12 protein-coding genes are annotated in these 13,328 nt (G+C 65.9%); 4 read left to right on the top strand and 8 right to left on the bottom strand.

The window, feature by feature from the left end:
* Positions 1–353: 353 nt before the first annotated feature.
* The 7 genes from AC1DT2_RS02150 to AC1DT2_RS02120 all read right to left on the bottom strand — a co-directional run bounded on the left by AC1DT2_RS02150 (position 354) and on the right by AC1DT2_RS02120 (position 8,108).
* Positions 354–1,205, bottom strand: a complete 852-nt coding sequence (locus AC1DT2_RS02150; protein WP_063574174.1) for a symmetrical bis(5'-nucleosyl)-tetraphosphatase — start codon at positions 1,203–1,205, stop codon at positions 354–356.
* Between the two features lie 56 nt (positions 1,206–1,261).
* Positions 1,262–1,645, bottom strand: coding sequence for a Co2+/Mg2+ efflux protein ApaG (gene apaG, locus AC1DT2_RS02145; protein ID WP_063574175.1), 384 nt, complete (start codon positions 1,643–1,645; stop codon positions 1,262–1,264).
* Between the two features lie 53 nt (positions 1,646–1,698).
* Positions 1,699–2,478 carry a 16S rRNA (adenine(1518)-N(6)/adenine(1519)-N(6))-dimethyltransferase RsmA gene (gene rsmA, locus AC1DT2_RS02140; protein ID WP_477293926.1) on the bottom strand — a complete coding sequence of 260 codons (780 nt, stop codon included), beginning with the start codon at positions 2,476–2,478 and terminating at the stop codon, positions 1,699–1,701.
* Positions 2,475–3,470 (bottom strand): 4-hydroxythreonine-4-phosphate dehydrogenase PdxA, encoded by a 996-nt coding sequence (gene pdxA, locus AC1DT2_RS02135; protein WP_477293924.1) that lies wholly within the window; start codon positions 3,468–3,470, stop codon positions 2,475–2,477. The genes rsmA and pdxA overlap by 4 nt, the downstream gene beginning before the upstream one ends.
* 6 nt (positions 3,471–3,476) lie before the next feature.
* On the bottom strand, positions 3,477–4,853 hold the full coding sequence (locus AC1DT2_RS02130; protein ID WP_477293922.1) for a peptidylprolyl isomerase: 1,377 nt from the start codon (positions 4,851–4,853) through the stop codon (positions 3,477–3,479).
* A gap of 30 nt (positions 4,854–4,883) precedes the next feature.
* The gene (locus tag AC1DT2_RS02125) at positions 4,884–7,403 is read right to left on the bottom strand and encodes an LPS-assembly protein LptD (RefSeq protein WP_477293920.1); all 2,520 of its coding nucleotides are present in this window, start codon (positions 7,401–7,403) and stop codon (positions 4,884–4,886) included.
* Between the two features lie 144 nt (positions 7,404–7,547).
* On the bottom strand, positions 7,548–8,108 hold the full coding sequence (locus AC1DT2_RS02120) for a cob(I)yrinic acid a,c-diamide adenosyltransferase (RefSeq protein ID WP_213948532.1): 561 nt from the start codon (positions 8,106–8,108) through the stop codon (positions 7,548–7,550).
* Positions 8,109–8,143: 35 nt separating this feature from the next.
* Between AC1DT2_RS02120 and ubiH the strand changes: the two genes are divergently transcribed.
* The 3 genes from ubiH (at position 8,144) to AC1DT2_RS02105 (ending at position 11,429) form a co-directional block, all read left to right on the top strand.
* A complete protein-coding gene (ubiH, locus tag AC1DT2_RS02115; RefSeq protein ID WP_477293917.1) occupies positions 8,144–9,352 on the top strand; it encodes a 2-octaprenyl-6-methoxyphenyl hydroxylase in 1,209 nt (402 codons plus the stop codon).
* Positions 9,349–10,560 carry an FAD-dependent oxidoreductase gene (locus tag AC1DT2_RS02110; protein ID WP_477293915.1) on the top strand — a complete coding sequence of 404 codons (1,212 nt, stop codon included), beginning with the start codon at positions 9,349–9,351 and terminating at the stop codon, positions 10,558–10,560. Before ubiH ends, AC1DT2_RS02110 begins: the two co-directional genes overlap by 4 nt.
* Before the next feature lie 74 nt (positions 10,561–10,634).
* Positions 10,635–11,429: a dienelactone hydrolase family protein gene (locus AC1DT2_RS02105; protein ID WP_477293913.1), complete on the top strand. Its 795-nt coding sequence runs from the start codon at positions 10,635–10,637 to the stop codon at positions 11,427–11,429.
* 13 nt (positions 11,430–11,442) lie between these two features.
* On the opposite strand, the gene AC1DT2_RS02100 is transcribed toward AC1DT2_RS02105, so the two are convergent.
* Positions 11,443–12,441 carry a polyprenyl synthetase family protein gene (locus tag AC1DT2_RS02100; protein ID WP_477293911.1) on the bottom strand — a complete coding sequence of 333 codons (999 nt, stop codon included), beginning with the start codon at positions 12,439–12,441 and terminating at the stop codon, positions 11,443–11,445.
* 324 nt (positions 12,442–12,765) lie between these two features.
* Between AC1DT2_RS02100 and AC1DT2_RS02095 the strand changes: the two genes are divergently transcribed.
* Entirely contained in the window at positions 12,766–13,317 is a 552-nt protein-coding gene (locus tag AC1DT2_RS02095) for a fimbrial protein (RefSeq protein ID WP_063573009.1), read from the top strand.
* Positions 13,318–13,328: the final 11 nt, after the last annotated feature.

Genomic DNA, 13,328 nt, shown 5'->3' with positions numbered 1-13,328 from the left:
CCCTCGCTGCTCAGACACGTCCTCCGCGTTCGCAAAGGAAAGGCCGCTCACGCGGCCCATGTATCTAACTGGCCTACGGCCGCTCCACTTGTGCGGAACTCGCCTCGAGGGTGGACACCAAGGTCTCCCACGACGCGACGGTCAGCTGGAAGGAGAGCCGTTGGGCGTGGGTGTTGCCACCGAAGGCTCTGTGCCGCTACGTCCGAGCACCGAAGGCTCTGCGCCTCACCCCCTCACGCAAGCGGCGGCGCGAGCCGCTAAAAACATGCGCTCGCGAAGCGAGTGAACCGAAACCTTGCTCGCTACCGCGGGATCGCCGATGAATCGGCTCCTACACAGAACGGTGCGTCTACCTAGTCGCCGCCGCCCTTGGGCTTCTGACGATAGGGCTCGGCCTCTACCGTGATGTACTCGGGCTCCGGTGTGTCCAGGCGAAGCGCTGTGAGTTGGCCGCCCCAGACGCAACCGGTGTCGATCGCGTAGATGCCCAGGCCGGCGAAACGGCCGAGCGCGGACCAGTGCCCGCACACGATCTTCGTTTCACGGCGACGCATGCCCGGCACCTCGAACCAGGGATACATGCCCGGCTTCTGCGTGCCGGGTGTGCCCTTGCCTTCGAAGTCGATGCGACCGCTGACATCGCAATAGCGCATGCGTGTCAGGGTATTGATCGTGGCGCGATGTCGCTCGACACCCTGCAGGCGGTTGTTCCAGCCTGGCGGCCGGTTGCCGAACAGGTTCTTGAGCAAGCGCTGGTGACGTGGGCCGCCAAGCTCGCGTTCGACTTCCAGTGCGGCACGCTGTGCCTGACGCAGTGTCCAGCTTGGCGCGAGGCCGGCGTGGATCATCGTCCAGCCCAGGGCCTCGTCGTGGTGCAGCAGCTTTTGCGTGCGCATCCACTCCATGAGGACCGGCGCATCGTCAGCAAACAAGACCTCGCGCAGTTCCGGATTGACCCGCTGCTGAGCGTCTTCGCGGCGCTGGCCGATGGCCAGCAACGAGAGGTCGTGATTGCCGAGCGTGATGATGCTCTGCTCGCGCAGCGAATGAATCAGGCGCAGGGTGGCGAGCGACTCGCCGCCACGGTTGACCAGGTCGCCGCAGAACCACAGGCGATCGTTCGCCGGGTCGAAGCGAATCTTTTCCAGCAAGCGCTGGAGTTCGGGGTAGCAGCCCTGGACGTCGCCGATTGCGTAAACGGCCATCAGTCCTGCTGCTCCATGGCGCCGTTAACGGCGTGCACGCTATCCATGAGTCGATCCTAGTGGAGCGTGCGCGGTATCGAAAGCACGAAAGTCGGAATCGGGGCATCGAACTGCGTGCCGTCGTCGGCAATCATGCTGTAGCTGCCTTCCATGGTGCCCACCGCCGTCTCGAGGACGGCACCGGAGGTGTACTCGAACGACTCACCGGGTCGCATCCACGGCTGCTCGCCGACCACGCCGTCACCGCGCACTTCCTCTACCTTGCCGTTCGCATCCTTGATGACCCAGTGGCGGGTCATCAGTTGCGCGCCCGTCTCGCCGGCGTTGCGCAGGGTGATGGTGTAGGCGAAGACGTAGCGATTGTCGGTGGGTTGCGACTGGTCGGGGACGAAGCGGGATTCGACCTCCACGTCGATCGTGTAGGGTGTTTTGGAATTCATGGTCCGATTGTCGGGGACGGGGACAGGGCGGGCAAGTATGCCCGCAAGGACCTTCACATCGCGTTGGCTAGCTTGACGAAGTCGCCGGGGGGCAGGGTTTCCGCGCGGGCACGCGGGTCGATGCCCAGATCCCGGATGGTCGCGTCGTCCACGAGACCCTTCAGCGTGTTGGAGAGGGTCTTGCGGCGCATGGCGAAGGCGGCCTTCACGACCTGGTAGATCTTCGCCGTGTCGCCCTGTGGGAGCTGCTCGGGCGGCAGTGGGACCAGCCGGACCACGGCCGAGTCCACCTTGGGCGGCGGCCGGAAGGCGCCCGGCGGCACCGTGAACAGGGGGGTGACCTTGCAGGCGAGCTGCAGCATGACACTCAACCGGCCATAAACCTTGCTGCCGGGATCGGCCGCCATGCGCTCGACGACTTCCTTCTGCAGCATGAAGTGCATGTCCTGGATCGCCGCGGCGTGCTCGACGCAGTGGAACAGGATCGGACTGGAAATGTAGTAAGGCAGGTTGCCTGCAATACGCAGGCGTTCGGCACCCAGTTCACGAGCGAGCGCCGTGAAGTCCACCTTGAGGACGTCCGAATGCACGATGCGCAGCTCGCCGATGGAGGCGGCGCGATCCTGCAGGCCGGGGATGAGGTCCGTGTCCAGCTCGATCGCCGTCATCCGCCTGGCGACGGCCAGCAGCGGCATCGTCATCGCCCCTTCCCCGGGGCCGATCTCGACGACGGTGTCACCGTCCTTCGGCGCGATGGAGGAAACGATGCGGTCGATGTAGCGCTTGTCGTGCAGGAAGTGCTGCCCGAAGCTTTTTTTGGGGCGTGCGTTCATACGGCGGCCCGATGGTTGGCGAAATCGATCGCAAGTCGCGCCGCGGCAAACAGGCTGGCCGGATCCGCGCGGCCGGTGCCGGCAAGGTCCAGTGCGGTGCCGTGATCGACGGACGTGCGGATGAAGGGCAGGCCGAGGGTCACGTTGACCGTGCTGTCGAACGCCTCGCTCTTGAGCACGGGCAGCGCCTGGTCGTGGTACATCGCCAGCACCGCGTCGTAGCGATGGCGCAGGACGGGTACGAAGGCGGTGTCGGCAGGCAGTGGCCCGAGGAGGTCCATGCCTTCGCCGCGCAGCCGCTCGAGCAGCGGGATGATGGTGTCGATCTCTTCCCGTCCCATGTGACCGTCCTCGCCCGCATGCGGGTTGAGGCCTAGCACGGCGATGCGTGGGCGAATGAAGCCATAGAGCGAGGTCAGCGAGCCGCCGACAATGCGCAGCGTGCGCTCCAGCAGCGCCGGTGTAATGGCGGATGGCACCGCCGACAGCGGTAGGTGCGTCGTCGCCAGGGTGACGCGCAGGTCCGGGCTCGCCAGCATCATCACGACATCGCTGRCCGCGCGCTCGGCGAAGAACTCGGTGTGTCCGCTAAAGCGGATGCCGGCTTCGTTGATGCTGGATTTCTGCACGGGGCCCGTGACGACGGCATCGAACTCGCCACTGAGGCAGCCGTCGGCTGCCACGGCCAGCATGTCGAGCACGTGCCGCGCATTGGCGGGGTCCGGCCGCCCCGGCGTTTCCTTCTCGCCCAGGGGCACATGGCGCACGCGCACGTGTCCGGCGGCCCTCGCCGCAAGGCGGGAGCCATCGTCGTCGCTGATGGTGAGGTCGATGCCGCAGATGGCGGCGGCCCGGCGAAGCAGATCGCGATCGGTGATCACGATGAGGTCGGCGGGAAGATCGCTCGCGGCGAGGCGGGCGACCAGCTCCGGACCTACCCCGGCAGGCTCACCGGCAGTAACGGCGAGCCGTGGCAGGGTGGTCGCGGTCATGACGGATTACTGGGCGGGCGTGGCCGAAGCCTGCTTGTCGTCCGGATCCTTGAGTTCCGGCACGAGGATGTTCACGTAGGCCGAGGAGCGCTGCTCACGGAGATAGCTTTCGTAAGCCGCGTCGGCTTTGCGATTGCCAATGGCCTGGCGAGCCTGGTCACGCTGCAGCTGGTCGGTCAGATCGCTCTGACGCGCGCCCAGGCGCTGGAGCACAATCCAGCCGGCTTCGGTCTGGATCGGGTGCGACACCTCGTTGTCCTTCAGCGTGGTGATCTGGCCGGCAATGGCCTGGCCCCAGGCATCCGCCGCGAACCAGCCCATGTCACCGCCGTTGTTCGCGGTGGTGTTGTCCTTGGAGTCGTCCTTCGCGATTTTGGCGAAGTCTTCCTTCTTGTCGACCACGCGGGTGTAGATGTCCTGCGCCTTCTTCTCCGCCTGCTCGGGCGTGACGATTTCCGACGGCTTGATCAGGATCTGACGGGCGTGGTACTCGGTGACGATCTGACGACCGGCCTGGCGGGTCTCGACCAGCTTCAGGATGTGAAAGCCGGTCGGGCCACGCAAGGCGGCGGTGTTGTCACCCGGCTTCAGGCCGGTGACTGCGTCGGCGAAGGCCGGCGGCACTTCATCGAGCCGGCGCCAGCCGAGGTCGCCGCCATCGAGGGCGTCGGGTGCGTCGGAGTAGCGAATGGCAGCGGCGTTGAAGTCCATGCCGCCCTTGATCGCCTTGAGCGTCTCCTCGGCCTTGGCCTGGGCGGCGGCGATATCGCTCGCGCTGCCGTTGGCCGGGGTGCTGATCTGGATGTGTGCCAGGTGGACTTCACCGCCCTTGTAGGTCGGGCTGGCGAGCATGTTGTTGACCTCGGTATCGGTCACGTTGACCTGGTCGCGAACGACGCTCTCGTGCAGCTTCTGCGCGGTGATCTGGTCGGACAGCTGCTGGCGGAAGCCGGCGTAGCTGTAGCCGTCCTGTTCGACCGCGGCTTTCAGCTGCTCCAGGCTCATCTTGTTCTGCTGGGCGACGTTCGCGGCCGCCTGGTCCACATCCTGGTCGGAGACCTTGATGTTCTGGTTGGATGCCTGCTGGACCTGGATCTTCATCAGGATGAGGCGATCGAGTACCTGCCGCGCCAGCACGTCGTGCGGCGGCAGCTGGGCAGGATTCGCGGCGTACTGCTTGACGATGGCATTGATCGCTTCGTCGAGCTCACTCTGCAGGATGATGTCGTCCTCAACGACCGCCACGATACGGTCGAGCGAACCGTTGCCGGAAGCGCTTCCGCCCTGTGCCGGCTGGGCCGAAGGCATCAGCTGGGCATGGGCGGTGGGAACGACCGACGCAAGACCGGCGGCGAGCAGGGAATACGCAAGAATCTGCTTCATCGAATAGGGAGCCTGGGGCACTTGCCCCTCTTATTGATAGCCAAGGATAGCACGCCGCAGATAGCTGCCTGTCTCCGGGTTGAAGGAGCCCAGGCCCTTGAATTCCATCTCGAACATGATCTCGTTTGCCGTCTGCCGGGTGTAGTCGCGTACGTAGTGGCGGCCGAGTACGCGGAAGGCGACGCAGCAGCTGTCGTACTCGACGCCCACGGCAGCATCCAGGGTGCGGTGCGAGAACGTGAAGGTATTGAAGGGCGTGGTTCCGCCGGGCGCGTAGACAGGCAGGACGTCGCGGCGGGCGAAAACCCATCGCGCCAGTGCGCGCCAGCGCTCGGACACAGGAAAGACAACGGACGTGTCGAATTGTTCCATCACGTTGCGGCGATACCGGTACGAGAAGTTGATGATGCCGTCGCCCTTGATGCGGCGCTGGACCTGGACCGTGGCCAGATCGGTCTCATGGCCCTGGACGAATAGCTGCCCATCCGTATTCAGGTAGGGGCTCTGTTTGTTGTTCGGGTTCCACTGGTACGAACTGTTCATCCGCCAGTTGTCGTTGAACTGCATGCTCAACTGCGCGATGTAGTCGGAACCGGCGAAATTGGTCGGTGCCACGCCCGGCGACTGCACCTTCTGGTCGCTGAAGTAACGGATCTGGCCGACGCTGGCCGATAGCCGTTCCACACCGTGGTCATCGAGCAGGCGCGTCGTCAGGGCGGCAGTCAGGTTGTTCGCGTCCATCTGGCGATCGGCGCCGGAGAAGCGGTTGTTGCTGAACAGCTGCCAGAAGTCGAACGACATTTCGCTGGTGTCGAAGAGCGGCAGATTGTTCTGGTTGCGATACGGCACGTACAGGTAGTACAGGCGCGGCTCGAGGGTCTGCGTATAGCTGGTGCCGAACAGGTTCGTCTGCTTGTCGAAGATCAGGCCGGCGTCCACGTTGGCAATCGGCAGGGAGCGGGACGGGTCGCGCTGCGTGTAGTTGAACTGCCGGTAGTCGGTGTTGAGGCGATAGTCGGTGTAGCGGTACTCGAGGCGAGGACGGACGAACCACGATGCACCCTGGAAGTCGGCCGCGAGAAACGGCGCCAGATCAAGGCGGGTACCATCGACCTGGCCTGGGACGCCGGGAGAGACCGGCGCGGGATCTTCCTTGCGGAAGTTCACGATTTCGCTGTCAATGCCGCCGTCGAGCCAGCTCAGCACCGGCGCGTTGAAATTGAAGGTGCCGCGAGGCCAGCGCCGATACGGCGCCACGTAGTTCGGCAGGCCTGCGTCGACGTTCTGATAGTCATCCGCACCGAGGGTGGCTGACCAGTACTTGCCGCCCTTGCTCACGTACGCGCTGGACGACAGCAATGAGACGCCGGAGGTGTAGATATCGTTGCCGAAGTCACGGAAGTACTGGTTGTCCGACGCGCGATTGATGTTCGCGCCGAAGTTGAAGCCGTCGCCGAGGGCGGTGGAGTTGGCGATCTGCACCAGCCAGCGTTGCTTTGATCCGTCGCGGTCGCTCGTTCCGCTGACGTCCTGATCCTCGCCCTTGTCGTGGGCCATGTAATGCAGGTCGAAGCTGCCGTTGGACGTCGGCAGCTTGTAGCGGAACTCGCCACCGAGCATCAGCCCGCGATCCGTATAGAAACCCGGTTCGACCGTGGCGTCGTAGTTCGGCGCGAGGTTGAAGTAATACGGCAGCGTGAGGTAGACGCCCGAATAACTGTTCGAGCCGAAGGTCGGATAAAGGAAGCCGCTCTTGCGACGGTCGTCCAGCGGGAAGGAGAAGACGGGCGCATAGAGGATCGGCACGTTCTTGTACCGGAGCGTCGCGCTGCGCGCCAGGCCGACGCCGGTATCCTTGTTCAGGTTCAGCGTCTTCGCGCGGAATTCCCACTGGTGGTTACCGACATCGCAGGTGGAATACGTGGCCATGGAGAAGCGGCCATGCTGCGGGTCCATCACCTTGGCGTGGTCGGCCACGCCGTTGCCGCGCGTATCCAGCAGCTGGTAGGCGACGTGGTCGGCGTCGGCCTGGTTGGGCGTGGTCGTGCCGGTCATGCGCTCGGCGGAAACGAGCATGCCCGCCTCCTGGTACCGCACGTTGCCCTTGGCGTCGTAGGCGGTCGAGTCCGAGTTRTACGTCACGTCGTCGGCGCGCATGACCTGGTCGGCGCGCTCGAGGCGGACGCCGCCGGTCAGGTGATACACATCCGGCTCGGGACTCTCCACCTTGACGCCGCTGGTGCCGTCATCGAGACCCGAGTGCACGTCGGTCACGGCGGTCTCGCGCAGCGAGGTGTCCTTGGTGATTTCCGGCTCGTAGAAGGCCAGCATGGCATTCGGACGGCACAGGTTGTAGTTCAGCGGCCGGCTCGGACAGAAGAACGAGCCCAGTGTGCAGGTTGCCACGGGCGTCGCCTGGGTGGTCGTGCCCTGCGTCGGTGCGACCGTCGTGGGCGCCACCTGGGCCGCCTGGGCGGCACTCGAGACGATGAAGGCGACGGCTGTCGCCAGCAGGCGGCGTTTAGGCAGGATGCTGTTGCGTGACGTCACAGGCTCGGTCTTATTCGTTCGAAAGGCGGCCAACTTAGCAGAATCGCCAGCCACACCGCACGAAGGCAAGTCACCCATAGCTCCGGATCCCCAGGGAGCGCGTCGTCGATCGACACGCCTGCCGATCGAGCTTACACCGCCGGCTCAGCCTCGCGGGCGGCGCTCATGCTGCCAGATCACTTCGCCGTGGCCGCTACGGCGCGCAAGAACGCGTGCGATGACAAAGAGCAGGTCGGACAGGCGGTTCAGGTAACGCTGTGCCTCGGGGCGGACCTCCTCCACCCGGCCGAGGGCGACGACATCGCGCTCGGCGCGCCGGCATATGGTCCGCGCGAGGTGGCAGGATGCCGCCGCCATGCCGCCCCCGGGCAGGATGAAATCCTTCAGGGCGGGCAGGTCCGCATTGAAGGCGTCGAGCACCGTCTCGAGGCGGTCGATGTCCTGCGCCTGGACCATGGCCATGCCGGGGATGCACAACTCGCCGCCAAGATCGAACAGCTCGTGCTGGATCTGCGCCAGCGCGTCGCGGATGTCGTCGTCCGCCTCTTGCGCGGCCATGGTCATGCCGATGGCGCTGTTGAGCTCGTCCACGGTGCCGTAGGCGGTGACCCGCAGGGAGTCCTTGCCGGTCCGGCTGCCATCGCCAAGGCCGGTCGTGCCATCGTCGCCGGTGCGTGTGTAGATTTTCGAAAGTCGATTTCCCATCGGGGCATTCTATCGGTGCGGGTTATCATCCGCCCATGACCTCTACCCAACCCATCGTTATCGTTGGCGGCGGCCTGGTCGGCGCCAGCCTCGCCATCGCCCTGGACCATGCAGGATTGCCGGCCATCCTCGTCGAAGCCGCCGCGCCGCGTGTCGACGACCAGCCCAGCTATGACGAGCGCAACCTGGCCCTGGCCCGCGCGACCGTGAATGGCCTGGCGGCGATCGGCGTGTGGGAGTTCGCGGAGGCCAACGCCACGCCGATCAACCACATTCATACGAGCCGCGCCGGCGATTTCGGGAGCGTGCGCATGGATGCTGCGGCGGAGGGCGTGGATGCCCTGGGCTGGACCCTGCCTGCGCGCGAACTGGGCGCCGCGTTGCTGCGCCGCCTCGATCGCTGTCCCCTCCTCACGCGTCTGGCGCCGGCTCGGGTCGAGCGCATCGAAGCCGTGGATGGCGGCTGGTCGGTGACGGTGTCGTCCAACGGCGATACCCGGCTTATCTCCACCCCGCTCCTGGTCGGCGCCGACGGGACCCAGTCGGGGATACGAAGCCAGCTGGGTATCGGCACACGGGAACACGACTATGAGCAGGCACTCTTCGTCAGCACGATGACCCCCGAGCGTGACCCCCGCGGCCGCGCCTTCGAGCGCTTTACGGACGAGGGTCCAGTAGCCGTGCTGCCTCTGGCCGATCGGCGTGTCGGCGTCGTACTGACCGTCGCCGCCGCTGAGGCCGACACCGTGGCGGCCATGGACGATGTGACCTTCGCCGCCTTCGCCCAGGAGCGTTTCGGCTGGCGGCTCGGCCGCTTGTCTCGCCCGGGGAAGCGTTCGCCCTATCCGATTCGACGCGTGGCAGCAGACAGTCTTATCGCCCCTCGCGCCGTCCTGGTGGGCAATGCCGCGCAGACCGTCCACCCCATTGGTGCGCAAGGCTTCAATCTCGGCCTGCGCGACGCCCTGACCCTGGCCGAACTCGTGGCCGTGGCGGCCGATCCCGGCGCCCCGGCCCTCCTGGCGGAGTACGCCACGCGGCGCGCGGCCGACCGCGAAGGGACCATGGCCATGAGCCACGGCCTGGTCCGTCTGGCCTGCCTCAAACAGCCTTTGCTGGGGCCCCTGCGCTCGCTGGCGATGCTCGCTCTCGATCGCGTGCCGCCCTTGCGACACGCCTTGAGTCGGCGTGGCATGGGTTTTCGGCTGCACGCGCCCCTGGCGGTACGGGAGAAAACCCCGTGAACGACCTCCGGCAGAACGACCCCTCCCGCCGTCGCGGTAGCTTGCTCGACGTGGCGGTGGTGGGCGGAGGCATGGTCGGTGCCGCCGCCGCGCTGGCGCTGGCACGTGCCGGCTTCTCCGTCGCCCTGATCGATGCCCGCGAGCCGGCCGCCTGGGCGGCGGCGGATGAAGTCGACCTCCGCGTGGTCGGCCTGGCGCCCTCCTCGGTGGCGCTGCTCGATCGGCTCGGCGCGTGGTCGCGCATTCGCGACGCGCGTGCGTCGGCGTACGAGCGCATGCATGTCTGGGACGCGGAGAATGGCGCCGCTATCCAGTTCGAGGCCGCGGACGAAGGACGCGACGTGCTCGGGTACATCGTCGAGAACAACCTCGTCCAGGCCACTCTCTGGCACGCACTGGATGACGCCGGCGTGCGCCGTATCGTCCCGGCCGAAGTGGTCGCCTATGCCATGCGTGAGGATCGGGCACAGCTCGATCTGGCCGACGGCCAGGTCGTCGCCGCGCGACTCGTCGTGGCCGCCGACGGCGCCGAATCTCCCTTGCGCGCGATGGTCGGCATTGGCACGCAGGGCCGCGACTACGCGCAGCGTGCCGTCGTCGCCCATGTCGAAACGACACAGTCGCATCAGCGCACGGCCTGGCAGCGATTCCTTCCCAGCGGGCCACTGGCTTTCCTGCCGCTCGCCGACGGACGCAGTTCGATCGTCTGGTCGCTGCCCGACGCCGAGGCGCATCGCGTCCTGGCGCTCGACGACGAGGCGTTCCGGCAGGCGCTGGGCGTCGCCAGCGACTTCCGGCTCGGTCCGATCCGCGCCGTCTCCCGGCGTGCCGCGTTTCCCCTTCGCTTGAAGCTGGCCGAACGGTACGAAGTCGGGCGCGTCGTCCTCCTCGGCGACGCCGCGCATGCGGTGCATCCTCTCGCCGGCCAGGGCGTCAACCTGGGCTTGCGCGATGTCGCCGAATTGCGTGACACCCTGGTCGAAGCGCGTGAGGCGGGCAGGGACTTTGCTGCGACGCACGTGCTCCGGCGCTATGCGCGCCGGCGTCGGAGCGCCGATAGCCTCGATGCCTGGTCGTTCGATGCCTTGGCCCGGATTTATGCCTGGCAGGCGTCGCCGCTGGTCACCGCTCGTGGCCTGGGTGTACGGCTGCTCGACCGCATCGGGCCACTCAAGAGCCGGCTGGCGCGGCACGCAGCGGGCCTCTGAAGACGCGAAGCGGTAGCTACCCAGGCGATGCGGCCAGGCCTATGCTTGCCGCATTCAACCAGGGAGTCATGCCGATGCGCCGTTCGTTGCTTGTCCTGTCGTTGCTCGTCCTCGGTCACGTCGGTGCGGCATCTGCCGCGATGGTCGCCAAGCCGGTGCAATGGACGGATGCGGGCGTCACCTATAAGAGCTTCCTGGTTTACGACGACGCCGTGACCACGAAGCGTCCGGGCCTCGTCATGGTGCCCAACTGGTATGGCATCAACGACATGGCACTGGCCAAGGCCAAGGACATCGCCGGCAAGGACTACGTCATCCTTCTGACCGACATGTACGGCGCCGGGACGCGGCCAACGTCGGAAGCCGAGGCTGGTGCGGCGGTGAAGCCCCTCTATGCGGATCGCAAGATCATGCGCGAGCGCGTGTCGCGAGCTTTCGCCGAACTCAAGGCGCAGGAGAAAGGTGCGCCGATCGATCCCACGCGCCTGGCAGCCATCGGTTTCTGCTTTGGCGGCTCCGCCGTGCTCGACCTCGCGCGCGCGGGTGCCGATGTCGCTGCCGTGGTCAGCTTCCATGGGTTGCTGGCCACCGATGACCCGAAACTCGCTTCGAACATCCACGGCAAGGTGCTGGCGTTGAACGGTGCCGACGACACCAACGTGCCCCCCGAGCAGCGCGCGGCCTTCGAGGCGGAAATGCGCGACGCGAAAGTGGATTGGGCATCGACCGATTTCGGCGGTGCGGTGCATTGCTTCACGGAAAAAGAAGCTACGACGACGACGGGCAATTGCCGTTACGACGCGAAGGTAGCGAACCGCGCTTACGCCGCCATGCGTGCATGGCTGACGGAAGCATTCGCTAAGAAGTGATCGACGCGATCGGTCAGAAGCGCCGCTCGACCGAGTAATCGGCCAGGGCGGCGAGGGCGTCGCGGAAAGGCGATTCGGCGATCTCATCCAACGCCGACCGTGCGGCGTTGGCATGGGAAACCGCGCGATCGTGGGTGCGCTCCAGCGCACCCGAATCGCGGATCGCGGCGACGATGCGGTCCAGCGAATCGAGGCCGCCATGCTCGATGGCGTGGCGCAGGGACTTCAGTTGCTCCGGGTCGGCTGACTGCATCGCATAGATGAGCGGGAGGGTCGGCTTGCCTTCGGCGAGATCGTCGCCGATGTTCTTGCCAAGGGTCTCCGCATCCGAAACGTAGTCGAGCAGGTCGTCGGCGATCTGGAAGGCATAGCCAAGCTCCATGCCGTAGCGACGGAGCGCGGCGATCTGATTTTCTGGCAAGCCACCGAGCACGCCGCCGAGTTCGGTGGCGGCGGCGAAAAGGACCGCGGTCTTTCTCTCGATCACCGCCAGGTAGGCCGCTTCGTCCACGTCGGCATTGCCGATGTTGAGCAACTGCAGCACCTCGCCTTCGGCAATGGTGTTCGTGGTATCGGCGAGAATCCGCATGATGCGCATGTCGTCCAGCTCTACCATCAGCTGGAACGAACGCGAATAGAGGAAATCGCCCACCAGCACGCTGGCCGCATTGCCCCATAGTGCGTTCGCGGTCTTGCGGCCGCGCCGCATGTCCGACTCGTCGACCACGTCGTCGTGGAGCAGGGTGGACGTATGGATGAACTCGATGATCGCGGCCAGCTTCGCGTGTTCCTGCCCACCGTAGCCTGCGGCCCGAGCGGCGAGCACATGCAGCATCGGACGCAGCCGTTTGCCGCCTCCGGCGATGATGTGGTCCGCGATGGCATTGATCAGGACGACGTCGGAAGACAGTCGGTGCCGGATCAGCGCGTCGACCTCCTTCATGTCGTCGGCTGCCAGGGCGCGAACGCCGGCAAAGTCGAGGGAGGTGGTGYGATCGGCGATGGAATCCATGGACCAGGTTCGTGTGCGACAAATCGGCCCCCAGTATAGGGTCTGCATAGGTGGATTGGCCGTCTACGCCCGTGCGATCCGCAAAATCGGGGTCCTGTACCGGCCTCCCGCGCCACGGCCGGGACTTTCTTGCGGTCTGAGACGGCCCCGGAGCGGCGTGCCACGCTGGCCGCGGCCCTCCGCGCCACCGCTGCGCTCACACGGGTGTGGCCGTCCACGCGCTTGCAAGCGAGCGGTGCGATGGCGTGCGTTTCAGCCCGCGCGTATCGATGGCGCCCGGTCATGCGCGGACACTGACCTTCCTCCACCGAGAAGGTTGCTGCCATGAACGTGTTCGTTACCTCGTCACTCGTCCTCGCCCTCGTCGCCATCCCCGTTTCGCCCGTGCTCGCCGCCAACGACGGGACCATTGAAATTACCGGTCGGATCACCGCCACGACGTGCCTGGTGGAAGGCAAGCCGCCCGGCTCGGGAGCTGCCACGAAGACGGTCGATTTTGGCGACATCAGTGCCGCCAACCTCGCCGTCGAGGGCCAGACGTCCGGCGATCGCGGTTTCCAGATCCAGATCGGCGGCAACGCGGAATGCCTCGATGGCGACCTCGCGAAGATCCGCTTCGATCCGGCCAGCCCCGCGCTCGACCGTGCCACCGGTCGCCTCAACATCGACGCCGGTTCCGAGGCCGCGAAAAACGTGCAGATCCAGATTGCCAACCAGGATGGCACGCCGATCAACATGTACACGGAAGATTCCCAGGGCGTGACGATCGCTGGTAACAGCGCGGTGATTCCACTGATCGCGCGTTATTACAGTACGGGCAAGGCAGAGAAAGGCACGGCTAACTCGCGCGTCGGCTTTCAGGTCGTCTACCAGTGAGGGTTCGCGCC

This window comes from Luteibacter sp. P4_E6 (assembly GCF_056401535.1).
Note: the sequence above shows the minus strand (reverse complement) of the source record. Positions and strands in the feature narration are given on the sequence as shown.